The 26,901-nt window shown below is 69.3% G+C and carries 26 protein-coding genes; 10 read left to right on the forward strand and 16 right to left on the reverse strand.

Annotated elements, in window-relative coordinates:
* Positions 1-35: 35 nt before the first annotated feature.
* From JL100_RS21480 to JL100_RS21505, 6 genes are all read right to left on the reverse strand, one after another.
* Complete coding sequence (locus JL100_RS21480) at positions 36-434, reverse strand: response regulator (protein ID WP_202682712.1); 399 nt, start codon at positions 432-434, stop codon at positions 36-38.
* A 72-nt stretch (positions 435-506) separates the two neighbouring features.
* On the reverse strand, positions 507-2,342 hold the full coding sequence (locus JL100_RS21485; RefSeq protein WP_202682713.1) for an MHYT domain-containing protein: 1,836 nt from the start codon (positions 2,340-2,342) through the stop codon (positions 507-509).
* Between the two features lie 154 nt (positions 2,343-2,496).
* A complete protein-coding gene (locus JL100_RS21490) occupies positions 2,497-2,820 on the reverse strand; it encodes a hypothetical protein (protein WP_202682714.1) in 324 nt (107 codons plus the stop codon).
* A gap of 110 nt (positions 2,821-2,930) precedes the next feature.
* Positions 2,931-3,275, reverse strand: coding sequence for a hypothetical protein (locus JL100_RS21495; protein ID WP_202682715.1), 345 nt, complete (start codon positions 3,273-3,275; stop codon positions 2,931-2,933).
* Positions 3,276-3,504: 229 nt separating this feature from the next.
* Positions 3,505-3,699, reverse strand: coding sequence for a hypothetical protein (locus JL100_RS21500; protein ID WP_202682716.1), 195 nt, complete (start codon positions 3,697-3,699; stop codon positions 3,505-3,507).
* 114 nt (positions 3,700-3,813) lie between these two features.
* Entirely contained in the window at positions 3,814-4,359 is a 546-nt protein-coding gene (locus JL100_RS21505; protein WP_202682717.1) for a YgjV family protein, read from the reverse strand.
* 543 nt (positions 4,360-4,902) lie between these two features.
* On the opposite strand from JL100_RS21505, the gene JL100_RS21510 reads away from it, so the two are divergent.
* Both JL100_RS21510 and JL100_RS21515 read left to right on the forward strand, forming a co-directional pair.
* Positions 4,903-5,484, forward strand: coding sequence for a hypothetical protein (locus JL100_RS21510; RefSeq protein WP_202682718.1), 582 nt, complete (start codon positions 4,903-4,905; stop codon positions 5,482-5,484).
* Between the two features lie 90 nt (positions 5,485-5,574).
* Entirely contained in the window at positions 5,575-6,414 is an 840-nt protein-coding gene (locus JL100_RS21515; protein ID WP_202682719.1) for an SDR family NAD(P)-dependent oxidoreductase, read from the forward strand.
* A 34-nt stretch (positions 6,415-6,448) separates the two neighbouring features.
* On the opposite strand, the gene JL100_RS21520 is transcribed toward JL100_RS21515, so the two are convergent.
* On the reverse strand, positions 6,449-7,846 hold the full coding sequence (locus JL100_RS21520; protein WP_202682720.1) for a nucleobase:cation symporter-2 family protein: 1,398 nt from the start codon (positions 7,844-7,846) through the stop codon (positions 6,449-6,451).
* 90 nt (positions 7,847-7,936) lie between these two features.
* Positions 7,937-8,473 (reverse strand): aspartyl/asparaginyl beta-hydroxylase domain-containing protein, encoded by a 537-nt coding sequence (locus tag JL100_RS21525; protein WP_202682721.1) that lies wholly within the window; start codon positions 8,471-8,473, stop codon positions 7,937-7,939.
* 263 nt (positions 8,474-8,736) lie between these two features.
* Here JL100_RS21525 and JL100_RS21530 point away from each other — a divergent pair, with 263 nt between their 5' ends.
* The 6 genes from JL100_RS21530 to JL100_RS21555 are packed head-to-tail and all read left to right on the forward strand — an operon-like array spanning position 8,737 to position 15,978.
* Entirely contained in the window at positions 8,737-10,890 is a 2,154-nt protein-coding gene (locus tag JL100_RS21530) for a TonB-dependent siderophore receptor (RefSeq protein ID WP_228420826.1), read from the forward strand.
* Positions 10,891-10,896: 6 nt separating this feature from the next.
* Positions 10,897-11,676, forward strand: a complete 780-nt coding sequence (locus JL100_RS21535) for an ATP-binding cassette domain-containing protein (protein WP_202682722.1) — start codon at positions 10,897-10,899, stop codon at positions 11,674-11,676.
* Positions 11,673-12,584 carry an ABC transporter substrate-binding protein gene (locus JL100_RS21540; RefSeq protein ID WP_202682723.1) on the forward strand — a complete coding sequence of 304 codons (912 nt, stop codon included), beginning with the start codon at positions 11,673-11,675 and terminating at the stop codon, positions 12,582-12,584. The genes JL100_RS21535 and JL100_RS21540 overlap by 4 nt, the downstream gene beginning before the upstream one ends.
* Positions 12,577-14,610, forward strand: coding sequence for a Fe(3+)-hydroxamate ABC transporter permease FhuB (gene fhuB, locus JL100_RS21545; protein WP_202682724.1), 2,034 nt, complete (start codon positions 12,577-12,579; stop codon positions 14,608-14,610). Before JL100_RS21540 ends, fhuB begins: the two co-directional genes overlap by 8 nt.
* A 4-nt stretch (positions 14,611-14,614) precedes the next feature.
* Positions 14,615-15,352, forward strand: coding sequence for a siderophore-iron reductase FhuF (gene fhuF / locus JL100_RS21550; RefSeq protein WP_202682725.1), 738 nt, complete (start codon positions 14,615-14,617; stop codon positions 15,350-15,352).
* A gap of 20 nt (positions 15,353-15,372) precedes the next feature.
* Positions 15,373-15,978, forward strand: coding sequence for an MSMEG_1061 family FMN-dependent PPOX-type flavoprotein (locus JL100_RS21555; RefSeq protein ID WP_202682726.1), 606 nt, complete (start codon positions 15,373-15,375; stop codon positions 15,976-15,978).
* 5 nt (positions 15,979-15,983) lie between these two features.
* On the opposite strand, the gene JL100_RS21560 is transcribed toward JL100_RS21555, so the two are convergent.
* From JL100_RS21560 to JL100_RS21590, 7 genes are all read right to left on the reverse strand, one after another.
* A complete protein-coding gene (locus tag JL100_RS21560; protein WP_202682727.1) occupies positions 15,984-17,522 on the reverse strand; it encodes an amidohydrolase family protein in 1,539 nt (512 codons plus the stop codon).
* A 23-nt stretch (positions 17,523-17,545) separates the two neighbouring features.
* Positions 17,546-18,379 (reverse strand): carbon-nitrogen hydrolase family protein, encoded by an 834-nt coding sequence (locus JL100_RS21565; RefSeq protein WP_202682728.1) that lies wholly within the window; start codon positions 18,377-18,379, stop codon positions 17,546-17,548.
* A 13-nt stretch (positions 18,380-18,392) separates the two neighbouring features.
* Entirely contained in the window at positions 18,393-19,196 is an 804-nt protein-coding gene (locus JL100_RS21570) for an ABC transporter ATP-binding protein (protein ID WP_158046736.1), read from the reverse strand.
* On the reverse strand, positions 19,193-20,098 hold the full coding sequence (locus JL100_RS21575; RefSeq protein WP_228420827.1) for an ABC transporter permease: 906 nt from the start codon (positions 20,096-20,098) through the stop codon (positions 19,193-19,195). The genes JL100_RS21570 and JL100_RS21575 overlap by 4 nt, the downstream gene beginning before the upstream one ends.
* A gap of 80 nt (positions 20,099-20,178) precedes the next feature.
* Complete coding sequence (locus JL100_RS21580; RefSeq protein WP_202682767.1) at positions 20,179-21,261, reverse strand: ABC transporter substrate-binding protein; 1,083 nt, start codon at positions 21,259-21,261, stop codon at positions 20,179-20,181.
* Positions 21,262-21,809: 548 nt separating this feature from the next.
* A complete protein-coding gene (locus JL100_RS21585) occupies positions 21,810-22,286 on the reverse strand; it encodes a hypothetical protein (protein ID WP_202682730.1) in 477 nt (158 codons plus the stop codon).
* A 17-nt stretch (positions 22,287-22,303) separates the two neighbouring features.
* On the reverse strand, positions 22,304-22,495 hold the full coding sequence (locus JL100_RS21590; RefSeq protein ID WP_202682731.1) for a hypothetical protein: 192 nt from the start codon (positions 22,493-22,495) through the stop codon (positions 22,304-22,306).
* On the opposite strand from JL100_RS21590, the gene JL100_RS21595 reads away from it, so the two are divergent.
* Both JL100_RS21595 and JL100_RS21600 read left to right on the forward strand, forming a co-directional pair.
* A complete protein-coding gene (locus tag JL100_RS21595) occupies positions 22,494-23,225 on the forward strand; it encodes a peptidoglycan-binding protein (protein WP_202682732.1) in 732 nt (243 codons plus the stop codon). The genes JL100_RS21590 and JL100_RS21595 overlap by 2 nt on opposite strands.
* Positions 23,226-23,329: 104 nt before the next feature.
* Positions 23,330-25,267: a di-heme-cytochrome C peroxidase gene (locus JL100_RS21600; RefSeq protein WP_202682733.1), complete on the forward strand. Its 1,938-nt coding sequence runs from the start codon at positions 23,330-23,332 to the stop codon at positions 25,265-25,267.
* Positions 25,268-25,559: 292 nt separating this feature from the next.
* Here JL100_RS21600 and JL100_RS21605 read toward each other — a convergent pair whose 3' ends face one another.
* Positions 25,560-26,885 (reverse strand): DUF3422 family protein, encoded by a 1,326-nt coding sequence (locus JL100_RS21605; protein ID WP_202682734.1) that lies wholly within the window; start codon positions 26,883-26,885, stop codon positions 25,560-25,562.
* Positions 26,886-26,901: the final 16 nt, after the last annotated feature.

Consider the following 26,901-nt stretch of genomic DNA (forward strand, 5'->3'; position numbering starts at 1 on the left):
CGGCGGCCGGGACGCCGCCCGCAGGGGCGGCCCCGTCAGGTGGAGGGAGCGGTTCCGGCTTCGGAGCCCAGCATGGACTTCAGCGTCCGCAGCATGCCGGCGAGGTCGAGCGGCTTGGTGAAAATCTCGATCGGGCCGTCGATCTCCACCCGCAGACGGTGTTCCACCTCCTCCGACAGGTAGCCGCTGGCGACGATCACCGGCAGCCGCGGCGCGGCGATCCGCAGGCGGGCGGCCAGTTCGTCACCGGTCATGCGCGGCATCTTCAGGTCGGTGACCACGGCATCGGCGCCGTCGCGCTGCCAGATGTCCCAGGCCTCCTGCCCATCGCCCGCCAGGCTCACCCGGAAGCCTCGCCGCTGCAGGACATTCTCCATCGCCATCGCGGCAAGCACCTCGTCATCGACGACAAGGATGTGGCGCTGGTCCGACATTGTCCGCTCTCCTTGAACCATATGAACCCATTGAACACCGGAACCGGGTCTTTAGCACTTCCGAAATCGTGCTTATTTCACAAGTGGCAGCCGGACCTCGAAGCGGGCACCCGTCACGGTACCGCCTTCGACGACGTTGGCGGCGGTTATGCGGCCCCCCATCGCCTCGACGATCCGGAAGCTGATGGCGAGGCCGAGGCCGGTGCCGCGCCCCGCTTCCTTGACCGTGAAGAAGGGATCGAAGATGCGGGCCATGTCGCGCGGCTTGATGCCGGTACCGGTATCGGAAACGCAGATCGCCAGCGTGCCCGCGGCGGCGTCGGCCCGGACCGTCACGTCGATCCGGCCGTCCCGGTCGGGCGCGATCGCGACCCTGTCCTGGACGGCGTCACGGGCATTGGTCAGCAGGTTCAGCACGACCTGCTCCAGCTGCAGCGGGCGGCCCCGCGCCTGGACCGGATCCTCCGGCAGGTCGAGCACGACGGTGACTCCCTCCGCCGCGAACTGGCGCTCGATCAGCTGGACCGAGACCCGCAGGCTGTCCCGCACGTCGAACACGTCGGTGGTGCCGGTATCGCGGCGGCTGAAGACCCGCATGTGGTCGACGATGCCGCGCAGGCGCTGCGTCTGCTCGACCGCCACCTTCATGACCTGCTTCAGATGGTCCCTGTCGAACTCGCCCTCCTCCATGGCCAGCAGCGCGTCCTCGCTCCACAGCGAGATGGCGTTGAGCGGCTGGCTCATCTCGTGGGCTATGCCGGCCGCCATGGTGCCGAGCGTGGCGAGGCGCGACGTCTGATCAAGTTCCTCCTCCAGTCGAAGCCGTTCGGTCAGGTCGCGGAAAGTCATGACGATCCCGGCCACCGCGGGCTGGTGCAGCAGGTTGGTCGCGATCACTTCCAGCGTCCTGTAACCGCCTTCGGGCAATTCCGTCCTCACCGTCCGGCTGACGCTTTCGCCCGGCCGGGACACCGCGTCGGAGACCAGCTCGGCGACGTTCCCGCCGTCACCCTGCACGATCTCCGCGGCGGGCCAGCCCAGCAGCGCGGTTTCGGGCCGGCCCAGGATCCGGTCGACCGGGCCGCTGGCGAAACCGATGGCGCCGGCATTGTCGATCAGCACCATGGCGTCCGACGCATTCTGGACCAACGCCCTGAAGCGCAGCTCGCTGGCCCGCAGCATGCCGGCTTCCCTCTGCGCCAGCCGGCGGTCGACCATCGCCGAGAACAGGGCCATGGACAGCAGCGAGACACTGACCACCGTCACCAGGGTGCCGACCACGGTCTGGTCCAGCCCATCGCCGCTCGGGCCGGGTAGATCGGCGTCCACCACGAAGGTGGCGGCCGCCATGCCGGTATAGTGCATGCCGACGACGGCGAGCCCCATGACGCCGGCCGCGGCGAACCGCTGGAGCCCCGAACCGGTGCGGAACGCCAGCCGCAACGCCGCGACCGAGGCGCCGATGGCGATCAGCACCGACACCTTGACCAGTACGGGATCATAGTCCAGCCGGGCCTGCATCCTCATGCCCGACATGCCGAGATAATGCATGGAGACGATGCCGCCGCCCATCAGGGCACCGGCGGCCAGGATCCGCCCGGTCGAGGATGAGTCGGCATTGACGACGAACAGGCCGATGCCGGTGACGACGATGGGGAGCAGCAGCGACGCGATGGTGACGCCGGAGTCGTAGGCGACCGGCATCGGCATCATCCAGGCCAGCATGCCGACGAAATGCATCGCCCAGATGCCGCCGCCCATCGCGACGGCGGCGGCGATGATCCAGGCCCTGGCGCCCTTTCCATCGGTGGTGCGGACGCGGGTGGCCAGGTCGAGAGCGGTGAACGAGGCGAAAACGGCGATCGCGTATGACAGCAGCACAAGCGCGGTGTTGTAGTGTCCGCTCATGCCCATGATCGTCCCGTCAATTTCAGCCTCCCTTTGGTTGCGAGGAGGCTTATACGACGGTCCGCGGCCGCTGGCACCTGACCTTTCGGCCCCTTCCTGTTCCGGATAGCAGGGATCTATGCCGAAGGTCCGTATGCCGGCCGGGTCCGGAGCGTCACCGAATGTCGAACCGCCACCACACGCTGGGCGGCGGCGGACGGTAATAGCGCGGCGGAGCCTGCCAGTGGCGGCGGCCCCCGCCGTCATGACGCGAGAAGCGATCGCGGCGCGCCGCCCGGCGCTCGCCGATGATCTCGCCGAGTTGGACGCAGGCGCGGCGGTTGCCGAAGTCGCAGGCCCGTTTCAGGCCGTGGGACTGGTAGGGATTGGAATGCAGTTGCCTGCCCCAGCGGTCCCCGTGCCGGTCCCAATCGGCCTGGGCCGGGAGAGCGGTCAGCAGAAGCAGGGACGCTGATGCGAGCAGGAGCCGGATACCCATGGGGTCACCTTGCAGGGATGTGTGCAAGGGTCAACAGCGGCCCCCGGGGGGTTATTCCCCCGGACCCGGGGGCGGCCGGAATGCCGCTCCCCGGGCCCGGATGGCCGCGGTCAGAGACCGGTCGCGGCGGTCCGGGTCGCGGAGTCGACGCGCAGCTTGTCGCCGTCGCGGGTCAGCACGAGACGGGCGGCCGGCGAGCCTTCGTCACCGGCCAGTTCGATCACGGCCGACTGGCCGGCGGCCAGGTCGTGGGTGAAACGCAGGGCCGGCGAGCGGTCATCGGCGGCGACGGTGGTGACGACTTCGAACTTGTCGGAGGAATTGGTGAAATAGACCACGGCGGAACCGTCGCGCAGGGAGACGGTACGGGCCTGGTCGGCGCTCACGACGTCGGCGGCCGAAGCGACCGAGGGAACCAGGAGGGCCAGGGCGGCAGCGGCGATGATGCGACGCATTGTGAAGTCCTTTCGCAGTGCAACAAACTGCGAGGATATATAGTAGACCTTGGTTAGGGAAACATGAATTTTTGCACTGCAAAAAATCTATAGGTGGTCTGCGCTTATCGTATCGGCCCGTTTGTGACGGGATGAGGCGCGTTCGGCATCGGACATACTCGCGCCGATTGCCGGGACAGGTTGACGGCATCTGCGGAAGATGCCGGTCAACCTGTCCTGGAAGTTCCGGTTACTTGCGGTTTTTCGGCGGGGTCAGCATCGGCATCCAGAACTGCATGGACATCCGGACCCAGCTCTGGATGAATTCCTGCTGCTGGCGCTGGAATTCGGCGTTCCAGGCGCCGCGCATCGTGTTGGCCGACGAATTGAAGGCCGAGAGCCAGACGCTCATGAAGGGGTTCTTGGCGGCGTAAAGGTTCTGCACGGGGACCTCCTGTCCTGGTTGTGAGTCGATACAACATCCCGCAGTGCGAAACGGCACCACGGGACACTCATCGGCCAACCGGCGGGAGATCGCGGCGCGCCGCCCGGGACTGCGTCACGTTGAAGCGGCGAGCCCCGGCAGGGCCGGAGCCGGCGGTGCCTGGCGCAGGCGGCGAAGCCCCAGCTCGTTCCGAAGCCGCCAAAGATTGCTGACGAAGCACATGGTGTCCGACGCCAGGCCGAAAGGCGAGCCGACCGCCATGTTGTGGGTCGCCCATCCCATGGAGCAGAGGATGAAGAAGCCGCGCAGCTTCAATGTGTCGGTCTGCCAGCGGCCCAGCGTCGCCATCGCCATCCCGAACGCGGCGCCCGCCGAGGCGAGCCCGTTCCAGGTCAGGACGGTCAGCAGCGCGATCATCGGCACGGTGGACCAGAACAGGATCGTGGTCGCGCGGCTGCGGCGTTCGGGCAGCGAGGCGAGCGCCTGGATCAGGGTCACGGCGCACATGGCCGAACCGCTCCACGCGCCGAGCAGGCCGTAGTGGATGCCGAACATGATGGTGGCGAAGGCCTGGACGGCGAGAATGGCGCGGCGGTCCTTGAGGAAACCCCAGGACGAACCGGCAATGACGCCGGTGATGCCAAATATTTCGGCGAGCATGGCTCTGGACAGCACTGCATGGGAGGGATGGGAAAGACAGTGTTGTATATACCCTGGCCGGTGTTCGGCCCGCCGTGCGATGTTCGCCGGGGTGCCATGCGGAAACTGTGCCCTCGAAGGCGCACTTGTCTCATCTCGGACACACCTTCAAGATCGGGGTGCTTTGATCCGAATGGGTGAGGCGGGTGTACGGTGCCGACTCGCGTCCGGTCCATGATTCCGCTGACCGCGTTGGACCTGGGCTCCGGCTGTCTTCGATGCCCCGCAGGCTGCGTTAAAATCAGGTTATCGAACCCTTCGGCATATGACGGGGACGAAAGGCCGAAGTTCCTTCGATAGGTTATAACCGTTAATTACTTTGAGCATATGCCCCGCCCCATGGACATGGACTTGCTTCAAATTTCTCTGGAATTTCCATGTATTGCAATGGGATGGCAAAATTGGTTTGAGGTCTAACTCCTGCGAAGTAGGTAATCATTCATTAACTTAACGAGCCGTATTTCAGATCCCAACAGATCACGCTGCGTATGGAGCACGTCGACCATGAAGGACGATCAGAATTCCGGCAATGACAACGGCCCCTACCTGCTCGGACAGGCCCTCTCGGGTCGACACCTGCTGGATTCTCCCGGTTCTTCGAGCGGCATCGACAATGCCGGAGCCAGGCGACCCGATGGCGATACCTACCTGCGGAGTTCCCGGCCCTTGCCCCGCCGGCCGAACCGGCGCATCGACCCGCGCGGCCTGGGCGACCGTCCGACGGCGCCGGACCGTCCGGCGGGCATTCCGGATCGTACCGCGGCGGAGCGGATCTCGGCCGCCGCCTCGGCCATGCAGGCCGACAACGACTTCGACCTGGACGACGACGATTCCGACGACCTGAACTCGAACGGCCTGATCTCGCGGTCCGGCTGCCCGCGCGGGTGGCTGATCAGCGAAGCCGAACTGGCACGCCGTTTCGCCCGCCTGGGCGGCCGGTTCGAGGACATCGAGGTGGACACCGAACTGGACCGCCCCGCCGTTTCCGCCAAGCCGGCCCGCCCCGCCCCCCGGGATGCCGGGCACTCCTCTTCCTATACGTCCCTGTTCGACCTGCCCCGCCGTCCCCCCGCTTCCAGGCGCTGACCGGACGCCCTGCGATCGAGGGCTTGAAACTTCCCGCCGCCGACGTGTTTCCTTCCCGGGGAATAGGCCCCACGGGAAGAGGAAATGGATATGTCGAACCACCCTGCCCTGGCATCCGGCCGCGTCGCCGTCGTCACCGGGGCGGCCAGCGGCATCGGCCTTGCCGCGGCACAGCGCTTCGCGGCGCTCGGCATGAAGGTCTGCATGGCCGACATCGACGCGGACGCCCTGGAAAAGGCCGCAGCCGGGGTCGGCGGAACGGCCGAGACGCTGGCGGTCCCGACCGACGTCTCCGACCGCTCGCAGGTCGAGCGACTCCGGGACAAGGCCCTGGACCGCTTCGGAGAAGTCGCCGTCCTGATGAACAATGCCGGCCGCGAGGGCGGCGGCGGGCTGTTCGGCGATCCGGCGCGCTGGCAGGCCATCCTCGACACCAACCTGTGGGGCGTCGTCCACGGCATCCAGGCGTTCGGCCCGGCCATGATCGCCCAGAACTCTCCCGCGGCCATCATCAACACCGGTTCCAAGCAGGGCATCACCTGCCCGCCCGGCGATACCGCCTACAACGTGACCAAGGCCGGCGTGAAGGTCGTGACGGAAGCGCTGGCCCACGAGCTGCGCAACACCGAAGGCTGCCAGGTGACCGCCCACCTGCTGATCCCCGGCTTCACCTTCACCGGCTTCACCCGTGTCCGCGTGCAGGAGAAGCCGCCCGGCGCCTGGACGCCCGAGCAGGTCATCGACTTCATGCTGCCGGCCATGGCCGCGGGCGACTTCTACATCCTGTGCCCCGACAACGACGTGACCCGGGAGATGGACGAGAAGCGCATCCGCTGGGCGGCCGAGGACATCATCCGCAACCGCCCCCCGCTGTCCCGCTGGCATCCCCTGTACAAGGAGGAGTTCGAGAAGTTCGACCCGAAGGGCTGACGCGGCAGGCGATCCGGACGGAAGCCGCAGCCCCTCACACGTGCTCGGCCGCCGCCGCCGCCGCGGAGGCCTCGCCGCGGGCATGCTCCGCGCTCTTCATGCCGTTGAAGAAGGCGTTCAGGGCGACCGCGACGATGGCGGCCAGCAGGATGCCGGATTCCAGCAGCGGGTGCAGGGCATGGGGCAGGTTCTTGAAGAAGTTCGGTGCCACCAGCGGGATCATGCCGAAGCCGATGGAGATCGCGACGATGAACAGGTTGTTCGGGTTGTTGCGGAAATCGACGGCGGTCAGGATCCGGGCGCCGGTCGCGGCGACCATGCCGAACATCACCAGCCCCGCCCCGCCGAGCACCACCACCGGCACCGCCTCGACCAGCGCCGCCATCTTGGGCAGCAGGCCCAGGATCAGCATGATCACGCCGCCTGCCACCGTGACCCAGCGCGAGCGTACGCCGGTGACGCCGACCAGACCGACATTCTGCGAGAACGAGGTGTAGGGGAAGGTGTTGAAAATGCCGCCCAGCAGCGTGCCGACGCCGTCGGCGCGCAGGCCCCGGGTCAGCGAGGCCTGGTTCACCTCGCGGCCGGTGATGTCGCCCAGCGCCAGGAACATGCCGAGCGACTCGATCATGACGACCAGCATCACGATGCACATGGTCAGGATCGGGATCAGGTGGAACTGGGGCATCCCGAAATGGAAGGGCAGCACCAGGTCGAACCACGCCGCGGTCGCGACCTTGCCGAAATGCATCAGGCCCAGCGACGCCGCCAGCACCGACCCGGCGACGATGCCCAGCAGCACCGCGATATTGGCGACGAACCCCTTGCCCCACTTGATCAGCGCCAGGATCACCAGCAGCACGAACAGGGCGATGCCCAGTCCGGTCACCTGCCCGTAATTGGGATTGGGGAAGGCCGCCGGCACGCCGTCCACCATCTTCGTCAGCATGGGCAGCCCGCCGCCGGCCCAGTTGATCCCGACCCGCATCAGGGAGATGCCGATCACCAGGATGATGGTGCCGGTCACGACCGGCGGAAAAAGAGGCAATAATCTGCTGATGAAAGGGGCAGCGACGATCCCGAACACGCCGGCCGCGATGACCGAGCCGTAGATCCCGAGCAACCCGATGTCGGGCGCCGCGGCCATGGACAGCATGGGACCGACCGACGCGAAGGTCACCCCCATCATGACCGGCAACCGGATGCCGACTCCGCGGAAACCCACGCATTGGACCAGCGTCGCCAATCCGCAGGCGAACAGGTCGGCGCTGATCAGGAAGGCGACGTCCTCCGGCGGAAGGCTGAGCGCCCGCCCGATGATCAGCGGCACCGCGACGGCGCCGGCATACATCACCAGCACGTGCTGCAAAGCCAGGGGTATCAGCCGCGGCAGCGGCAATCTTTGGTCCACCGGGTGGGTAATGGTCGCCATGGGAGTCCTCTGCGCCAAGAATGCATCCTTTGGCGCAGAGGGTTGCAACAATTACGCCACAATTCCACCCGACCGGCGGCCGGGCTCCCGTTACTGCCCCTGCCCGTAGGCCAGGACGTGCTCGGGGTAGTGGACATCGGCGGCGGGATCGCGCTTGAAGTCGAGCAGCAGGACGACCCGCGTCTCGCCGCTGCGGTTCCAGGCCTCGTGCTCGGTCGTGTCATCGAACAGCATCAGGCCGCCGGGGGTCCAGGACTTGGTCTCCGGCCCGACCCGGATCGCGCAATCCGGGGGCGTCAGCAGCCCGACATGGGCGCGCAGGACCTCGCTGGTATAGCCGAAATGCGGCCCGATATAGGTCCCGGGCGCCAGGGACGAGAAGCCGGCGGTGAGCAGTCCGGGAATCTTCTCGATCGCCTCGGTGGTGCGCGGGCAAAGCGCGCAGTGCTCCTCCACCTTCTGGCCGAACTTGTAGAGCGGGAACACCGTCCAGTTCCCGTCATAGATGCTCTTCTCGGGCCAGGCGATGAAATACTCCTTGGAGAGGGCGAGCAGTTCGGCCCGGATATCCATCCAGGCGTCGGAGAGGGCGGCCAGTTCCGGCACCTGCGCCGGGTCCATGAACATGATTGAACCTCTTGAATACAATGTAACTCAAAAGCGAATTATAATGGCACAGGATACTCCGGAGGGGCAATCGGCACTGCGGTGCCGAGCTTCAGGTGGCACCGGCTTCACGCCCGCCCGGGCACATCATCCGTAATCCCCTCGATTGACTACCCCAACCAAAACTATTGCAAGTCACTCGCATTATCATTAGCGTCCCGCAGCACCGTCCCGGCGCCTCCCCGACCGGCCGCCCTGTTTCTGTCTTCTGCGGGAAAGTCCCCATGCCTTCCGAAACTCGCCCAATTTCCCTCCTGGCAAGACTGCTGGGAACCGCGGCGGTCATGATCCTTCCCGCGGCCCTTCCCGCAGGTGCTGCCGCCCAGGGGACGGACGGCGGCCAGATCGTCCTGCCGCCCATCTCGGTCGAAACCACGGCCCCGACCGGCACCGGCCCGGTGCAGGGCTACGTGGCCCCGGTGACGTCCACCGCGACCAAGACCGACACGCCGCTGATCGAGACACCGCAGTCGATCTCCGTCATCACCCGCGACCAGCTCGACGACCGCGCCGTGCAGTCCATCACCGAGGCGCTGGGCTACACCGCCGGCACCTTCTCCGGAACCATCGCCGACCCGCGATTCGACGATCCCAACATCCGCGGGTTCAGCGCCGGCCCCAACCAGTTCCTGGACGGGCTGCGCATCCTGCGCAGCTTCGGGGCGCCGGCGATCGAGCCCTACGGCCTGGAGCGGGTCGAGGTCCTGCGCGGCCCCTCCTCCGTGCTGTACGGCCAGTCGGTGCCGGGCGGGCTGGTCAACATGGTCAGCAAGCGCCCGACCGAACAGAGCTTCGGCGAGGTCAACCTCCAGGCCGGCAGCCACGACCGCTACCAGGGCTCGTTCGACCTGGGCGGCCCGCTCGACCAGGAGGGGCAGTTCCTCTACCGGCTGACGGCGCTGGGCCGGAAGAGCGACACGCAGATGGACTATGTGGAGGACGACCGCTGGTTCGTCGCCCCGGCGCTGACCTGGAAGCCCGACGCCGACACCAGGCTGACCCTGCTCGGCCGGTTCCAGCACGACGAGGCGCAGTCGCCGCCGGGCCTGCCCGCCGTCGGCACCCTCTTCGGCAGCCCGTTCGGCGATATCTCCACCAGCTTCTACCCGGGCGAGCCGACCTTCCGCGACAGCGAGCTGGAGCTGTCCAGCATCGGCTACGATTTCGAGCACCGCATCGACGACACCTTCACGATCCGGCAGAACGCCCGGTACCTGCATCTCAGCTTCGACTACGACACGCTGTTCACGTCGGGCCTGGCCGCCGACCAGCGCACGCTCCAGCGCGGCAGCCTGATCCAGCGGGAAAGCTCCGACACCGTCAACATCGACACCTCGGGACAGGCGAAGTTCGCCACCGGCCCGCTGGGCCACACGGCGCTGCTGGGCGTGGATTACCGCCGCTTCTGGGGCGACACGCAGACCGGCTTCGGCGCCGCCCCGTCGCTCGACCTGCTGAACCCGGTCTACGGGCAGGCGATCGCCCTGCCCCCGATCGGGACCGACCGTGACGACGACCTCAGCCAGCTCGGCGTCTATGTCCAGGACCAGGTCAGGCTCCACAGGTGGCTGCTGACCCTGGGCGGGCGCCACGACTGGGTCGAGACCGAGCAGCGCAGCCGCATCACCGGCGCGGAGACCACGCAGGACGACAGCGCCTTCACCGGCCGCGCCGCCCTGATGTACCTGTTCGACAGCGGCTTCGCCCCCTATGTCAGCTACACCACCTCGTTCGACCCGGTGATCGGGACCCAGGCGCCCCAGCGCGGCGGCGGCACCTTCGAGCCGACCGAGGGCGAACAGTACGAGGTCGGCGTCAAGTACCAGCCGCCCGGCAGCAACAGCTTCTTCACCGCGGCCCTGTTCGACCTGACCCGGACCAACGTCACCACCACCGATCCCGACTTCCCGACCTTCCAGGTCCAGACCGGCGAGGCGCGGGTCCGCGGCATCGAGCTGGAGGCGACCGCCAGCCTGACGCAGGGCCTGGACGTCACCGCCGCCTACACCTACCTCGACTCGGAAGTGACCGAGAGCAACGCGGGGACCGAGGGAAACCGGCTCGCCGCCGTGCCCGAGCACCTCGCCAGCCTGTGGGGCGCCTACCGCTTCCCGGAGGGCAGCGCCCTGGAAGGCTTCGGCCTGGGCGCCGGCGTGCGCCATGTCGGCTCCCGCTTCGGCAACGAGGCCAACGACATCAAGGTGCCGGGCGTCACCCTGTTCGACGCCGCGATCCACTACGACTTCGACCGTTTCCGCGTGGCGCTCAACGCCAACAACCTGTTCGACAAGGAATACGTGACCTCCTGCGGCAGCGTCGGCGGCTGCTACTACGGCAACCGCCTCGCGGTGATCTCCACCCTGACCTACCGCTGGTAACCCGCCTTGGACGGAAACCTCTACGAACTCCAGGGCGCCGCCTTCGGCGTGCCCGGCCGCGACCTGCTCCACCCGCTCGACCTGACCCTGTCGGGGCGCCGCATCCACGGGCTGATCGGCCCCAACGGGTCGGGCAAGAGCACGCTGGTCAAGCTGCTGGCCGGGCAGCAGAAGCCCACGCGCGGGACCGTCCGGTTCGCCGGCCGGCCGGTCGGCGACTGGGCCGGGCGCGCCTTCGCCCGCAAGGTGGCCTACCTGCCCCAGTTCACCCCGGCCGCCGACGGCATGACCGTGCGCGAGCTGGTGGCGCTCGGCCGCTTCCCCTGGCACGGCGCGCTGGGCCGGGTCACGGCGGCGGACCGGGCGGCCGTGGAGGAGGCGATCGCGCGCACCGGCATGGCGGGCCTGGCCGGGCGGCTGGTCGATACGCTGTCCGGCGGCGAGCGGCAGCGCGCCTGGCTCGCCATGATGCTGGCCCAGGACACCGAATGCCTGCTGCTGGACGAGCCGACCTCCGCCCTCGACGTGGCGCACCAGGTCGAGGTGCTGGCCCTCGTGCGCCGGCTCAGCCTGGAGCGGTCGCTGGGCGTCGTGGTCGTCCTGCACGACGTCAACATGGCGGCGCGCTACTGCGACGAGATCCTGGCGCTCGGCGGCGGCCGGCTGGTCGCCCGCGGCTCGCCCGGGGAGATCATGCGGCCGGAGATGCTGGCGCGGATCTACGGCCTGCCCATGGGCGTGCTGCCCCACCCGGCGACCGGCCAGCCGATCGGCTACGTCCAATGACGGCGACCGCCGCCCTTTCCCGGCGGGCCTTCTGCGGAGCCGCCGCCCTGCTCGGCCTGCTGCCGTCCGGCCTCGCCGCGGCCCCGGCCCCGGCCCCGGCGCCCGCACCGTCGCGCGTCGCCGCGGTGGACTGGGCCATGCTGGAGACGGTGCTGGCGCTCGGCCTCGTGCCGGTCGCCGGGACCGAACTGGTCCACTACGCCCGCTGGGTCGTGACGCCCCCGGTGCCGGCCCCCGTCGCCGACCTGGGCCTGCGCGGCGCGCCCAACCTGGAGCTGCTGCTGCGGACCGCCCCCGACCTGATCCTCAGCTCCCATTTCTACGCCGGCATCCGGCACCGCCTCGGCCGGATCGCGCCGGTGCGGGAATCCTCGATCAACGCCCCGAACGGCCGCCCCTATGCCCGCGCGCTGGCCGAAACCGCCGAGCTGGGCGCCTTGCTGGGCCGGGCCGACGCCGCCCGGACGCTGGTGGACACGACCGAAGCGGCCATGGACGCGCACCGCCGCACCTTGGCCGGAACCGCCCGGCGCCCCGTCCTGGTGATGAACTTCGGCGACAGCCGCCATATCCGCACCTTCGGCGCCGACAGCCTGCTCGGCTCGGTGCTGGAACGGCTGGGCCTGCCCAACGCCTGGACCGACCGGACGCAGTACCGGGCCTCGGCCACCGTCGGCATCGAGCGGCTGGCGGAGATGCCGGACGCGGTCCTGGTAATTGTCGAGCCGACGCCCCCCGGCGTCGAGCCGGTGCTGGAATCGAGTCCGCTCTGGCACGCGCTGCCCGGCGTGCGGGCCGGCTCCCTGGTCCGCCTGCCGGCCGTCAATTCCTTCGGCGCGCTGCCCGCCGCCGCCCGTTTCGCGGAGCTGCTGGTGCCGCGCCTGACCGGGGAGCCCGCCCATGGCTGACCTGGCCGCCCCCCGTCGCGACGCGCCGGCACTGCCGCGCGGCCCCGCCCTGCTGGCCCTGGCGCTGGGGCTTGCGGCCTCGGCCCTGGCGTTCCGGGAACTCCACCTCCTGCTGCCCGTGGCCCGCTGGCCCGGCGCGCTGCTGGCGCCCGACCTGACGGACATGGACCAGGTGCTGTTCCACTACAGCGCCCTGCCCCGCCTCGCGATGGCGCTGCTGTGCGGCGCGGCGCTCGGGCTGTCCGGCGCGCTGCTCCAGCGGGTGCTGCGCAACCCGATCGCGGAGCCCTCGACGCTCGGCATCTCCGCCGGCGCCCAGCTCGCCCTGGGTGCGGCGACGCTGCACGCCCCCGCCCTGATGGAAGCCTCGCGGGAGGCGGTGGCGCTGGCCGGCGCGGTGGCCGCCATGCTGCTGGTCCTGGCGCTGTCGTGGCGCCAGGGCCTCCGCCCGGTCTCGGTCGTGCTGTCCGGCCTGGTGGTCGGCCTGACCTGCGCCGCCCTCGGCGGCACCCTGATCCTGCTGAACGGCGAGTACCTGATGTCGCTGTTCATCTGGGGCGGCGGCTCGCTCAGCCAGCAGGGCTGGGGCGACGTCCTGACCCTGCTGCCCCGCCTCGCCGCGGCGGGCATCGCCGCGGCCCTGCTGATGCGCCCGCTGACCCTGCTGGGGCTGGACGACGCGGCGGCCCGCAACCTCGGCGTGGCGCTCCACGCGACGCGGCTCGGCATCCTGCTGGTGGCGGTCTGGCTGGCCGCTTCCGTGGTCGCGCTGGTCGGAATCATCGGCTTCGTCGGCCTCGCCGCGCCGACCTTCGCCCGGCTCGCCGGCGCCCGGAGCCCGCGGCAGGTGATGGCCTGGGCTCCCCTGATCGGCGCCCTGCTGCTGTGGCTGGCCGACGCCGCCACCCAGACCTTCGCCGGCGGCCAGGCCAGTCTGGTCCCGACCGGCGCCATGACCGCCCTGCTGGGTGGGCCGCTGCTGCTCTGGATGCTGCCCCGGCTGCACGCCCTGGCCGGGCCGACCGACGCCGGGACCGCCTCGACCGGCATCGGGCGCACCGTCGCGCATCCCTGGCGCTTGGTCGCCGCCCTGGCCCTGGCGCTGCCGCTGCTGTGCTGGGCGGCACTGGCGCTTGGCACCGGGCCGGACGGCTGGACCCTGGCGACCGGCGACCAGTTCGACCGGCTGCTGCCCTGGCGGGGTCCGCGCCTCGCGGCCTCCGTCGCCGCCGGCGCGATGCTGGGCGCGGCGGGAACCATCCTCCAGCGCCTGACCGGCAACCCCATGGCGAGCCCGGAAGTGCTCGGCATCAGCTCGGGCGCCGGGCTCGGCCTCGCCGTGCTGATGCTGACCGCCGCCGCCCCGGGCCGGCCGGAACAGCTCGCCGCCACCTCGGCCGGGGCGGCGGCGGCGCTGGCCGTCATGCTCCTGCTGGCCCGCCGCTCCTCCTTCGCGCCGGAACGGCTGCTGCTGGCCGGCGTGGCGCTGGCGTCCTTCTGCGGCGCGGTGCTGGCCGCCATCATGGCGAGCGGCGACATCCGGGCGTTCCAACTGCTCGGCTGGATCACCGGATCGACCTATGGCACGGAAGCGCTGGACGCCCTCCTGGCCGGCGCCGCCGCCCTGGTCCTGCTGCTGGCGGTGCCGCCGACCGCCCGCTGGCTGGAGGTGCTGCCGCTGGGCGAGACCGCCGCCCGCGGCCTCGGGCTTCCGCTCGGCGGCAGCCGGCTGTACCTGATCGTGCTGGCGGCCCTGCTCAGCGCGGCGGCGACGCTGGTGGTCGGCCCGCTCAGCTTCATCGGGCTGATGGCGCCGCACCTCGCCCGCCTCGCCGGGCTGCGCCGGCCGCTGACCCACCTGGCGGGCGCCGTCCTGCTGGGCGCCCTGCTGATGGGCCTGTCCGACTGGCTGTCGCGGACCGTGGCGTTTCCCTACCAGCTTCCGGTCGGCCTGTTCGCGACGCTGGTCGGCGGCCCCTACCTGATGTGGCTGCTGGCCCGCCCCGCGGGCTCCGGCCGAGGCTGACGCGATGGAAACTCCCGTTCCCGCCCCCTTCGACTTCCTGGCCGGCCCGGCCGGCCGGTTCGGCGCCCGTCTGGTGCCGCCCGCGTCCGCCCCGGACGCCATCCCGGCCGCCGCCCTGGTCGCCGAGGGCGGCCTGGACCTGGCACTCGGAACCCTGCGGTCCCGCCATCCCGACGGGGAGTCGCGGGCGCTGCTCTCGCTCTGGTCGCGTCACTATTTCTACAGCCTGATCCCCCCGGTGGTGCTGGGCGCGCTGCTGGCCGGCCGGACGCTCCCGCTCGGCCTGTCCGGAACGGCGGTCCATCTGAACGGCGACGGCGTCCCCGCCGCGATCGTCCTGCCCCATGCGGGGACCGAGGGCGCCCCGGTCGCCGCGACCGACATGCTTCGGCCACTCGCCCGCGACCATCTGGAGCCGCTGATCGACGGCCTCGCCGCCCAGGCCGCCGTCTCGCCGCGCGTGCTCTGGGGCAACGCCGCCGGCTACCTGCATTGGGTGGTCGAACTGCTCGCCGGCGAGGACCCGGCCTCCCCGGCGCTCGCCGAAGCCCATGCCCTGATCCACGCGGGCGCCTGGCCGGACGGCTGGCCCAATGCGCTGGACGAGCCGATGCGCTATACCGACGGACCGGACGGCCGGCAGGCCTGGCGCAAGGTCTGCTGCCTGCTGTACCGCGTCCCCGGCCGTGACCTGTGCCCCTACTGCCCCCTGGCGCTCCGGGCGAGCCGCCGCGAACACTGACCCGAAAGGACTCCCGCCCCATGGACCATCACCCGACCGACTGGTTCGACGACGCCCATGGCATCCACGGCGTCGAAGCCCTGGCCGCCCGCTATCCGACGCCGCACGAGAAGGTCGTCGGCAAGCAGATCGACCGGCTGGACGGCCATTCCCGCACGCTGATCGCGGCATCCCCCTTCCTGGTGCTGGCGACAACCGGCGCTTTCGGCCTGGATTGCTCGCCGCGCGGCGGCACGCCCGGTTTCGTCCAGGTCCACGACGACCACACGCTGCTGCTGGCGGACTGGCCGGGCAACAACCGGCTCGACAGCCTGCGCAACATCGTCCAGAACCCGGCGGTCGGGATGGTCTTCCTGCTGCCGGGCATGGGCGAGGTGTTCCGGGTCAACGGCCGGGCGAGGCTGTCCGCCCATCCCGGCCTGCTCTCCCGCCTCGCGGAGGGCGGCAAGCAGCCCCGCTCCGCCATCGTCGTCACCGTGACCGAAGCCTTCATCCACTGCCCGCGCGCCATCGCCGTCGCCGACCTGTGGAACCCGGAGAAACACGTGGACCTGTCGGCGCTGCCCAGCGCCCGCACCGTCTTCGAGGCCCACGTGGCCCTGTCGTCCCGCAAGGTCCGGGCCTGAAGTCCTCAGAACATCGCGGACTGGCCGTAGAACGGCTTCGCCTCCCCTTCCCGGATATAGCCGTCGTAGAAGGACTTGACGTGCGGGAACACGGCGTTGCCCAGCTCCCGGCGGGCGACCTCGTCGGGCGTGCGCGGCCTGGACAGGGTCTCGGCGATCTCCGCCAGCACCTGGTCGCGGTCGATGCGGGTGAAGCGGCCCTCGGCGTAGACCAGGTCGCCGTCGATATAGACCGCGTCGACCGCGTTGGTCTTGGCCCGCTGGATGACGGCGTCCAGCATCGGGATGTCGGGGTCCTGGAACGGGTACGTCGCCGTCTTCCAGTTGATCAGCACAGCGTCGAAGAAGCGGCCGGGGTCCAGGCGGCCGATCTGCTCGCCGAAGGCGGTGGTGCGGGCGCCCGACTCGGTCGCCATCTTCAGCACCTGCGGGCAGGTCGGCACATCGTCCTCCATCCCCGGCGTGCGATGGACCCGCAGCGCCAGCCGCATCTCCTGGAGCATGTCGCGGTCGTCGTTGATCCCGGCCTCGTCCAGGCCCATGCCGACGGTGATCCCCTTCTTCTCGAAGAAGTTCAGCGGCGCGATGCCGGAGCGCAGGCGGAAATTGGACGAGCAGTTGTGGCAGATGCAGGTGCCGGTGTCGGCGGCGATGTCGATGTCCTCCTCGTTCAGCCAGACGCCGTGGCCGAGCGTCATGCGCGGGCTGAGCAGGCCCAGGTCGTGGAGGTGGCGCACGGCGGTCTTGCCGGTGCGGCGCATCGCGTACTCCTTCTGGTACGCGGTCTCCAGCAGATGCATGTGCATGGGAACGCCGGCGGCCTTCGACTTCTCGTTCAGCGCCAGCAGCCCCTCGTCGGTGCACCAGTGCAGGTTGGCCGGCGCCAGCTGGATGCGGGTCAGGCGCTGGCCCTCGTTCTCGCGCGTCAGCTGGTCGAACAGGGTCAGGAAATCCTCGAACGGCAGGGCCTGCGACTTCAGGTACTTCAGCAGGTCGGCACCGAGCGGCCCCGGCAGACGCTCGCAGAACGCCTCGTCGGCCTCGTAGACCAGCCGGTTCTGCTCGCGCACGGCATAGCAGTAGGACGCGCGCATGCCGAGGTCGCGGTAGGCCCCCAGCACCTTCGACGCGGCGCCGTGGACCGCGTCGTAGCCGCCCTGCATCCAGCCGTGGATATGCTGCACGGTGGTGATGCCGGACGAGATCATCTCGAACGCGGAATAGAGCGTGTCGAGATAGAGGTCGATCCGGCGGGCCGGCATCCGGCTGGCGAACCACAGCTCCAGCGCATGGTCCGGCGAGCCGAGCTGGAGCGGCGTCAGGCCCACATGGTGGTGGCTGTTGACGAAGCCCGGCAGCATGACATGGTCCGGATAGCTCCGAACCGACGCCAGCGGGGCCAGTTGCTTCATCTCGTCGAGGGTTCCGGCGGCGGCAACGACGCCGCCGCGCGACAGCACCGCGCCGTCCTCGATGACGACGGGGGTGTGGCGGTCCTGGATGCCGGTGACGACCCAGCGGGCCTGGACGATGAGGTCTCCCATGGGGGACTCCTTGGTGTTCATGATCATTGGGGAACGAAGGCGCGGAGCCGGCGCGCGGTCGGGTTGCGTTCCGCGGCGAGCAAGAGGCGGGCGGGATCGATGTCGGCGAGCACGGCGGCTCCCGGACCGGAGACGACCGTGCCGTCCGGTCCGACCGCGACCGTGTCGCCATCGTGGCGGACGCTGCGGCCGTTGATCGTTTCGATACCGGATCGAGCTGCCGAGACGGCGTAGACCGCGTTGGCCCGGGCATGGGTGCGCAGTTCGGCCAGGAAGATGCCGTCGGGATCGTCGGGCGCCGGGCCCGCCACCAGCACCGCGACGAGGTCGGCCCCCGCCGCGGCCGCCGCGCGCCAGCATTCCGGGAACCGGCGGTCGTAGCAGACCAGAGTCGCCAGCCGGATCGGCCCGACCCGGACGGTGCCGATCCGGGCCGGACCGGCATCGAAATGATCGGCCTCGCCGAACGGCTCGCCCGGAGCGGCGGGCGGCAGGTGGATCTTCAGCGCGATCGCTTCGGCGATACCCTCCGGCCGGGCGAGGACCGCCGCGTTGAACGGCTTGCCCGGCCCGCCCGGCGACAGCGCCATGCCGAACAGGATCGGGACGCCCAGGCGGGACGCGACCCCGACCGCCCATGCCGCGGTCGGGCCGTCCAGCGGTTCGGCGGGATGGGGGAAGCGGCCGGGGTCCTCCGCCGCGGCATAGGGCACGGCGAACAGCTCCGGCAGGATCACCAGATCGGCGCCGGCCCCGGCGAGCGCCTCGGCGGCCCGCTCCGCCCCGGCGAGGGCGCAGCCTTCCCCGCCGCCGGCCGGCCCCGTCGAGGCCGCGCCGACTCGAAAGAATTTTTCCATGAAGGATCGGCCCCTACGCTTCCTGTTCGGCGAAGGCGCGGTCCACCTCGTCGGCCAGCAGCTCGGTGAAGAGGTCGCGATACTCGTGGTAGCGTGGGTCGCGGCTCGGCCTGGGACGCGGCAGGTCGATCGGGACGATGGTCTTGACCTGCCCGGGACGCGCGGTGAAGACGACCACCCGGTCGGCGAGCGAGATCGCCTCGTCGATGGAGTGGGTGACCAGGATCACCGAGGCGCCGCTGTCCCGCCAGATCTGGAGCAGGAAATCCTGCATCTTCGACCGGGTCTGGACATCGAGCGCCGCGAACGGCTCGTCCATCATCAGCACCTTGGGCCGCATCGCCAGCGCCCGCGCGCAGGCGGCGCGCTGGCGCATGCCGCCCGACAGCTCGTCCGGCTTCTTGTCCAGCATGTCGCCGAGGCCCACCGACCGCAGCATGTCGGCGGCGACCGCGCGCCGTTCCGTCACCGGGACGCCCCGCACCGACAGCCCGAAGGCGACGTTGTCGGCGATGGTCAGCCAGGGGAACAGCGAGGCATCCTGGAAGATCAGGCCGCGCTCGGCCGACGGCTGGGTCACCGGGATGCCGTCCTGCTCGATGCTGCCGCCGGAGGCGCCTTCCAGCCCGGCGATCATGTAGAGCAGCGTGGACTTGCCGCAGCCCGAAGGCCCCAGCAGCACCACGAACTCGCCCGGCATGACGTCCAGGCTGAGGTTCCGAAGCGCGTGGACCGGCGGGCGGCCCTCCGGCATCCAGGTCTTGGCGACGTCCCGGATCGAGACGGCGGGTTGGACCGGTTCGTTCGCCGCGGTCATCGCGAACCTCCCTGGCCGGGGGCCACCCACCACAGCATGCGGCCCTGGATGGTGCGGAGCCCCCAGTCGAACAGGAAGCCCAGCACGCCGATGATCGCCATGGTGAAGAAGACCAGCTTGGCATTGAAGGTGGCCCGCGCCATGCTGGTGATCTGGCCCAGGCCGGTGCCGACCCCGACCGCCTCGGCGATCAGCACGACCATCCAGGCGGCGAACAGGTTCAGCCGCAGCGTCATGAACAGGCTCGGCAGGATGGCGGGCAGGATCACGCGCCAGAAGGTCTGCGCCTCGGTCGCCCCCATGATCCGGGCGACGTGCAGGTAGTTCTTCGGCACGCTCTCGAACTGGGCGACGGTGGACAGCACGATCGCGAAGAACACGGTGATGAACACCAGGAAGATCGCCGGCACGTCGCCGATGCCGAACACGAAGATCGCGACCGGCAGCCAGGCTACCGGCGAGATCGGCGCCAGCAGCAGGATCGTCGGCAGCAGCAGGTTTCGGACCAGCCTGACGTAATGGACCATGGCGCCGACCGCGACGCCCAGCACGAAGCCCAGCGTCAGGCCCAGCACGACGCGGCTGGTCGTCCACAGGATCGTCAGGAGGAGCCCGGTCAGCCCGCTGCCCGTCCCCCGGCTGCCGACCCTGTTGGTCTGGTCGAAATAGGCCAGCGTGCCGGGTATGTCCTGGAGGAACAGGTGAGGCGGCGGCAGCAGCAGCGGGTTGGCCCAGCCGACCGCCCACAGGATCTCCCAGATCGCGGTGAACAGGCCGATGGACGCCAATCCCCAGCCGAGGGAGACGACATGGCGGCGAAGCTTCGGCGATACCGGCGGACGGACGGCGGCGTCCTGGCCGCTTCCCCGTCCCAGGGTGCCGATCACCGTTTTGGTGGTCATGCTCATGCAGTTTGCTTCCGGTAGCGGGATGGCCGCGCCTGCGGGGCGCGGCCTCTCTTGCTTCGGGTCAAAAGGCGGGATCAGGCCGCGGACTTCAGGTTGAGCGAGCCGTACAGCTCGCCGTTCTCGGCGATGACCTGGTCCAGCAGGCTCCAGTCGAAGGCGCCGGCGTCGGGCATGTTGCGGATATAGCCCAGCTCCTGCATCGACCGGCCCCGGTCGATGATGAATTGCTGCTGGTTGCGCTGGTCGACGACGATGGGCTGCTTGTTGGACGCGTCCAGCGCCGCCTCCATGGTCGTCTTGTAATAGCTGCCGACGGTGTCGTTGAGGGCGGCCTGCTTGTCGGACTCGGCCTGCGACTGGGCGACCATCAGGGCCTTGATCACCGCCTTGACCGCGCCCGGATTGCTCTCCAGCAAGGGAATGCGGGCGGCCAGCACGCAGTCGGAATAGCCCTTGCCGTAGAGGTCGGTTCCGTCCGACAGCACGGTGGCGCCGGGGCGCCCCATGACGCACTGGGAGGCATAGGGCTCGATATGGCAGATCGCGTCCACGGCGCCGGCGATGAAGGCCTGGGCCAGCTCGGGCGAGGTGTTCAGGTAGCGGATATCGACGTCCTGGAAGCTCATGCCGGCCTGCTTCAGGTAGTCGTAGGGCAGGACCTCCAGCGTGTCGGCCTGGAAGGTGCCGAAGCTCTTCCCCTTCAGGTCGGCGGCCGACTTGATGCCTTCCTTCGCCACGATGATGCAGCCCTGGACGCCGCCGCCGGCCACGATGCGGACCGGGGCGCCGGCATCGTAGAGGGTCATGAAGTTGGAATACGGGATCATCGAGATGTCGACCAGCCCGGCCCCGAACATGGTCGTGATCTCGGTGTTGGACGGCGTCACGACGAATTCCAGCTCGACGCCGTCCGCCCTGGTCAGCTCCCGCTCCTTGGCGAGGAAGATGCCCATGTTGCAGAAGCCCGAGCCGTGGGTCGCCTTGACGGTAGTCGCGGCATGCGCGGCCGTCGGGGTCAGCAGGGCCGCCAGATGGGCGGGTATCGCCACCGTCGCCGCGGCTGCCGCAGCACCCGCGGCCGAGGTCTTCAGGAAGCCGCGCCGGGAAAAGTCGGGCGACGAGAAGTTACGGAAAAAGGTGCCGTCACGATCGCACATGGTCCACTCCAGCCGGTTGAAAGACCGTATGGAGACCGCACGAAGTCATAACTCCGCCCGCCGAGGGGACCGGAGTGGCGCTCGAACATGAAGTCCTTCACTGCGCCGGCCATTGCACGGAGTCCATACAATGGGCACGCCAACCCGAAAGAGCGTCGATCGCTCTGCGCTGATGGATTCCTCTACGCAACCGCCGTGCCAGTTCCGGATCCCGCCCCACGCCCCGCGAAGCGCCGGAATCTCAGGCACCGACCAAGGCCCGAACGCCCGGATATGCGCCAAATGCATCGAATTGATGCATACGCCATTATGTTGATCGAAGATCCACCCAGCCGGGTCCGCCGGCCACCGCTCCCGCACAATGCTTTTGATGAAGCCTGGCGGAACAGAGTGCCGTTGGTCGGCCTTCGCCCGTCAGGGCGAACGCCGACACCCTGCGTCAACGCTCCGGCCACGCTGTCGGCGTCGGCCTTCGGCCGAGGCCGACCTACGATAAATCAAACGAAGAACACTACGCCCGCCGCTTCCATCCTGCGGCCCCTGGTCGTCTATCGCAGGCCGACCTGCGCCACCTGGCTCTGCCGGGCCAGTTCGTCGGGACCCATTGCCACGGCGGTGTAGAACGGGCCGCGCATTTCCGAGCAATAATACTGGTCGCCCATGGCCAGCAGGCGCAGGGATTCGCCGTTGGAGATCCTTGTGTGCATCTTGTCGAACTCCGCCATGCCGCCCATCCGGTCCGCCAGCTCGTGCTGGGACCGGCGCAGGATCGCCGCGTTGCGGTTGGTGAAGCTGGCATACCGGGCGAAAGCCGTGGGATCGCCCCAGACACGGCCGCAGGCCAGCCCCGCCAGCATCGTCCGCGTCTGGAGCGAGACGATCCGGTCGGCCGAGCTGTCGCCCAGCATCAGCGGAGTCTGCGCCGTTTCCAAGACAGGATCAGGCGTTTCCGCGCAACCGGCCAGGACCAGCGTGCCGAATAGGATGCCGGCGATCGCTCCCGCATTCCTGAAGAGGTTTTTCATTCTTGCCCACCGGAAAGTCAAAGCCGAGCCGATGGTAGCATCTTTCCGCCCGTGAATTCGATAACGCCGACCGGCCACGGCACCGTCACCTCCATCAAGACTACCCCGACAGTGCCTCTTTTGTGTGCTGTACCCGGACCGACCCCAAGGCATTCTTCAGCGGTGATGGATTTTCCGTTATGGCTGACGTCGATGCGTGCGATCTTCATGGCCCTTCCGATCCTGCTCGCGGGCTGCGCCACCGGCATCTCCCCGGAGGCCGGCCAGGACCTGCATGCGTCCGAAAACGACTTGCCGGCGGAACGGCAGGACGACGGGACGGCGCGGCTGGTCGCCCACGTTCAGGAGCTCCTGGCCCTGCTCGGCCACGATCCCGGAACCGCCGACGGCATTCCCGGCCCGGCGACCAGATCGGCCATGACGAAAGCCGCCGCGGACCTCGGCATCACGGCACCGGGCGAGCCGGACCTCCGCTTCGCCCGCGCGCTGGAAACGGCGGTCACGGAGCGCGTCCGCACCGCCCAGCGCCAGCTTGCCGCCCGCGGCTACGATCCGGGAGCGGCGGACGGGCGTCTCGGCCCGCGCACCCGCAAGGCGCTCGCCCGCTACCGGACCGACAACGGCCTGCCCGACGGCCCGGCGATCCTGGCGGAATGGCCGGAGCCGGAGGAGAAACCGGTGCAGGCCTCCGCGAGCGATCCGGCCCCCCATGAACCGCTGGCGCCGGGCCGGCGCATCACCGTCCTGCTGCCGGGAGAGGCGGAAGGACGCGTCCTGACGGTCGGGGACGACGGCATGGTGGAGGTGCCGGGCATGGGTCCCGTCCAGGCCGCCGGCAAACTGCCGTCGGAGATCGAGAAGGACATCGCTGTCGAAATGCTCGACCGCTACATCGCGACCCTGATCGGCGCCGTCCGCGTCGATGTCCTGCCGCCGTGACCCGTCGTGCTCGTATGCCCTTCTGAGTAGGGTCTATTCCAAATTTTTACTACTTTCGTCTATCCGGAACGGATGCTTTCCATTCCAGCGGACGAGACGCGTTCATGAAATACACCCATATGGCATTGTTGCTCGCGACCGCGCTGCTCGCGTCGGGCTGCGACAAGATCAAGGAATTTCTGCCGCCCGACCTGCCGCCGGCCCCCATCGTCAAGGAGGCGAAGTGGCTGAACCAGAACTGGAGCCAGGCCGACCGGCACTGGTTCCACCATGCCACCCAGGGCACCTCTACCTTCCCGATTCCCTATTCCTGGTTCGTGGCGCTGGAACAGCCGGAGATCACCATCTTCAGCGCCGCCCCCCTGCTCCGGGACGAGACCTACCTGTCGCGCTTCGGCTTCATTCCCAGCCCCAAGGCGACGCCGGGCCTCGCCGCGGCCGAATCCAACCGCTGGGGCCAGAAGGCGGGCGAGGTCAACCCCGACACGCTGCCGGTCGGATTCGCCCGGACGCCCGGCTATGACGACCCCTCGACCGGCCGCAAGCTGCCCGACCAGATCGGCCTGACCTGCGCCGCCTGCCATACCGGCCACCTGGAATACAAGGGCGTCAGCCTGCGCTTCGACGGCGGCACGGCCCCGGTCGATTTCGGCAAGCTCCAGACCGTGCTGGGCCTGTCGCTGGCCTATACCAAGTACCTGCCGTTCCGCTTCGGCCGCTTCGCCGACCGCGTGCTGGGGCCGAACCACACCTCCGACCAGAAGGCGGAGCTGAAGGCCCAGCTCGACGCGCTGATCGTCGCCGGCGAGGCGCTGTCCAAGAAGATGAAGGAACTGCCGGGCACCGACGCGGCCGAAGGCTTCGCCCGCCTGGACGCCCTGACCCGGATCGGCAACGCCGTGTTCGTCAACGCCCTGATCGGCGCCAAGGACGCGCCGGGCTTCGACCCCTGGCAGAACTTCGCGCGCATCTCGGCGCCGGTGAAATTCCCGCACACCTGGAGCACCTCCTGGTTCGACTGGGTCCAGTACGACGCCTCGATCATGCAGCCGATGGTGCGCAACGCCGGCGAGGCGCTGGGCGTTGCGGCGAAGATCAACCTGACCAACCCCGGCCGGGAACTCTACGCCTCCTCCGTCCAAGTCGAGAACATCCACGATATGGAGGAGATGCTGGCCGGCTCCGATCCCCTCAGGAAGGTCCCCGGCCCCGACGGGCGGGAAGTGCCCCAGGGCTTCACCGGCCTGCTGGCGCCGACCTGGCCCGAGAAGGAGTTCGGCGCGATCGACCCGGCCAAGCGGGACGAGGGCCGCAAGCTCTACCGCGAGCTGTGCCAGGGCTGCCACCTGCCCCCGGTCAACGATCCGGACAAGGAGTTCTGGTCCGACAAGTACTGGACCGAACTGCCCCAGGCGACCGGCAAATACCTGAAGGTCACCCAGGTCCCCATTTCCGTGGTCGGCACCGATCCGGGGCAGGCTGACATCCTCCAGAACCGCACCGTGACGGTGCCGCCCTATGTCGCGATCGACTACAAGGACCCGTGCGCAGCGTCCTCGGCCGACGCGGCGCAGCCCGTGACCACCACCAGCTTCGCCGCGGCGCTGGGCTACACCGTGCAGCGGGCGACCGAGACCTGGTACCTGAACAACAAGGTGCCGCCCGAACGGCAGGAGGAGATGAACGGCAACCGGGCCAACTGTCTCCAGGCCAAGGCGATCTACAAGGCCCGCCCGCTCGACGGCATCTGGGCGGTCCCGCCGTTCCTGCACAACGGCTCGGTGCCGACCCTCCACGACCTGCTGCTCCCCGCGGCGCAGCGCCCCAAGAGCTTCTGCCTGGGCGGCCGTGAGTACGATCCGAAGAAGCTCGGCTACGAGGCGTCCTGCGCCAAGGGCACGACCGTGGTCGACACGACCGTCGCCGGCAGCCTGAACACCGGCCACGAGTTCAAGGACGGCCCCAAAGGCAACGGCGTCATCGGCCGCGCGCTCACCGAGGCCGAGCGCATGGCCCTGCTGGAGTACCTGAAGAGCCTGTAGACCTCCCGGCTCGTTGAGAGCAACCGTCGGTCGGCCTGCGGCCGGGGCCGATCTACGGCAATCCCCTCACCCGCCGCCACATCAGCCGCGAGTCGGCTGCCCTGGGGCAAATCGACCTGATCGGGCACCGACCCGGCGGGAGCGACGCAAGTGTGATTCGGGCTCTTGCCACAGATTACGGCGATGGACGAAGATACGGCCCGGATCATCTGGGGATATCGCCGTAATCTGTGGCCGATTCCCTTCATTCCATGCCGACCGCGAACAAGGCAGGCAGGATGCGGGCCGCCCCTCACCCGTGCCCCTCCCGCCCGGTCACCACCTTGCGGATTCGCCGCACCCCCTGCCACACCAGCACCAGCACCACCGGCACCGCGATGCCGACCGCCAGATCCGGGTCGATCGGCAGGCCGACGCCCTTCAGGGCTTTCGACAGGTACGAGACGATGCCGATCAGGTAATAGCTGATCGCCACCACCGACAGCCCCTCGACCGTCTCCTGCAATCTGAGCTGCATGCTGGCGCGGCGGTCCATGGAGAGGAGGAGGTCGCGGTTCTGCTCCTCCAGCGCCAGGTCCACCCGGGTGCGCAGCAGGTTGCTGGCGCGGCCGATGCGGGCCGACAGGGACTCCTGCCGCTTGGCGACCGCCTCGCAGGTATCGACCGCCGGGGTCAGGCGGCGGGCCATGAATTCCGCGATGGTCTGCATGCCCTCGATGCGGTCCTCGCGCAGCTCGACGATCCGCCGGGCGACCAGGTCGCTGTAGGCCCGGGCGGCGGCGAAGCGGTAGGTCGTCTCGGCCGAGGTCTGCTCCGCCTCGGCGGCCAGCTTCGACAGCTGCTGCAACAGCGCCTGCTCGTCCTCCATGCGGGCGATGTGGGTGGTCTGCTCGGTCAGCCTGGCAAGCTCCGCCTCGATCCCGCGGATTCGCGGCAGCACGCCGCGGGCCAGCGGCAGGGCCAGCAGGGCCATCATCCGGTAGGTGTCGATCTCGAACAGCCGCTGGACCATCCGCCCGGCCTGTCGCGGCTTGAGGCCATGGTCGGCGACCACGTAGCGCCCGAACCCGTCGGCATGGATGCGGAAATCGGTCCAGCCGGTGGCGCCGCCGCCGGCCATCCGCGCGCCGACGAACCCATCGGACCCGAACACGCCCTGGAGCCCCTCCGGCGTCGCCAGCGGCGAATCGGACTGGACCAGCGACAGATGGACGCCGGCCAGCATCTCGCCCGCGATGCCGGCCAGCCATTCCGGCGGCAGGGCCATCAGCGCCGTGTCGGAGAAGCCGTCACCGCCCCCGGGGTTCCCCCACGGCCGGAAGACCGTGTAGCTGCTGAACTCGGTGTGGCGCTCCCACTTGATCCGGCAGGTGCCCAGGTCGGCGCTGAAATGGGTGGCTCCCGGCGGCGGCGGCGCCACCCCGGCACGCTCGCACAGGCGGGCCAGGTGGGCACGGTCGCGCTCGCCGGCCCCCTCGCCCGACAGCATCGCGAGATGGGTGGCCCGGAGCGGCGCCCTCAGGCTCTCCGCCGGACGGGCATGGACCTCGTTCGCCAGCGTCTCGCGCAGGGCATGGTCCTTCAGCGGGCGCTGGGAGGTGGTCAGCGTGGCGGTCATGGCGGCAGGCACTGCA

It is taken from the genome of Skermanella mucosa, from assembly GCF_016765655.2.
Taxonomy (GTDB): Bacteria; Pseudomonadota; Alphaproteobacteria; order Azospirillales; family Azospirillaceae; genus Skermanella; species Skermanella mucosa.